Below are 1,408 nucleotides of genomic sequence, written 5' to 3' on the forward strand. Positions count from 1 at the left end.
ATTCCTGCCAGTTTTTGCAGTTCTAGCAGGTTTTTGTCTTCTTCTTCACTTAAATCAATTTTTAGAGGGGCTGGCAAGGTTTTATTCCTCCTCCACAAAGGGTTCTCTGCTATTTTATAAGTTTTTTCGCCTACCTACTTACGCTTAGATATGGCCACCTTTGAACTTTCCCAACATTGGAAGTTTACCCGCTTCGATGCTATGGGAAGTGGAACCACCCCCACCGCCCTCTGCATGAAAGACGACGGACGGATCGAGGTGGCCAAGATACCCGGCGACGATTGCGAGGCGGTCACTGGATGGCAGTCTTTGACGGCGGGGGTCGGCATCGATATGGCTAACTCGACCCTGCGAAGGGTGAAGGGACCAGCCGGAAACAACGGCACGATCTACCGGGTTAGTTGGGCAGACACGAGGGGCGGTCTGGGCGGTTCTTGGGGACAGTTAGGGCGACTGACACTGACCGCCCAGGGAACGACCGCCAAACGCTGTCTATTTTTATTCCGTGTCGATGGTTCATGGGATATCCGCGAAGACAACCGATGCCAGAGATGAAAAAGAAAAAAAAGACGGCAGAAAAGGCTAACGCCATCGGGGGTAAATCATTCGGAACACAACGATGACAGAACAAACTTTACTAGCCCACCTCTCCAGGCAATTCCCCCAGCTTCCCACCCTCGACCTCACCTTGCTAACACGAACCCTCTTTCCTCTATCCCCAGTCGAACTCTATACCCTCAGACTCGCCCACGGCGATAACGCTATCTTGAAGGCCGCCATCGATAGCACCATTCAGCAACGGCAAGAAGAGGAGGAAATCGCCGCCCTCGAACGACAGCACGAAATCTGTCACTAACCCCGCCCTAAAAGGGACGGGGCTTGCCTAGACCAATTTAGGCGACGCAAGTAGAGACTACCGCATCGAGACACAATCTGGCACAGACCTCCGAATACTTCCCTAGTTCGGATTACCTCTCAGCTTTATTGGTAAAGCGTTGTTAGACAAGACATCTTGATTGTGTTGCGGTAAGGGACTTTAACTTCACTCTTAAGGATTATCTCCATGGCAAGAGTTCCTGTTATCTCAAAAGACGGAAAACCGTTGATGCCCACTAAACCCAGTCGGGCCAGACGGTGGATTAAGGAAGGAAAAGCTATCGGTAAATTCAACGACTTAGGTATTTTCTATGTCCAGCTAACCGATGAACCTTCCGATAACAAAACCCAACCGATTGCCATTGGTATTGACCCGGGTAAATTATTTTCGGGAATTGGCGTTCAATCCTCTCTTTTTACTCTTTGGAAGACTCACTTAGAACTTCCTTTTAATCTAAGAGCGCATCGACAAAAACGATTCTCAAATAGAAAACAAGGAAAATTAGCTCCCTCAATCAAAGCTAATCGTCAA

2 protein-coding genes and 1 pseudogene are annotated in these 1,408 nt (G+C 48.9%); all 3 read left to right on the forward strand.

The genetic code is table 11. The features are described 5' to 3' along the window. Nucleotides 1-135: 135 nt before the first annotated feature. Nucleotides 136-555 (forward strand): annotated as a pseudogene (locus tag ACE1AQ_RS05280) (prepilin-type cleavage/methylation domain-containing protein); the annotation flags it as partial. 64 nt (nt 556-619) lie between these two features. Continuing rightward, nucleotides 620-856 (forward strand): hypothetical protein, encoded by a 237-nt coding sequence (locus ACE1AQ_RS05285; protein ID WP_110546127.1) that lies wholly within the window; start codon nt 620-622, stop codon nt 854-856. Between the two features lie 207 nt (nt 857-1,063). Continuing rightward, a partial coding sequence (locus ACE1AQ_RS05290; RefSeq protein WP_374808005.1) for an RRXRR domain-containing protein occupies nt 1,064-1,408 on the forward strand: 345 nt, incomplete at its 3' end.

This window comes from Microcystis sp. BLCC-F209 (genome assembly GCF_041928595.1).
In the GTDB taxonomy this organism is placed as follows: domain Bacteria; phylum Cyanobacteriota; class Cyanobacteriia; order Cyanobacteriales; family Microcystaceae; genus Microcystis.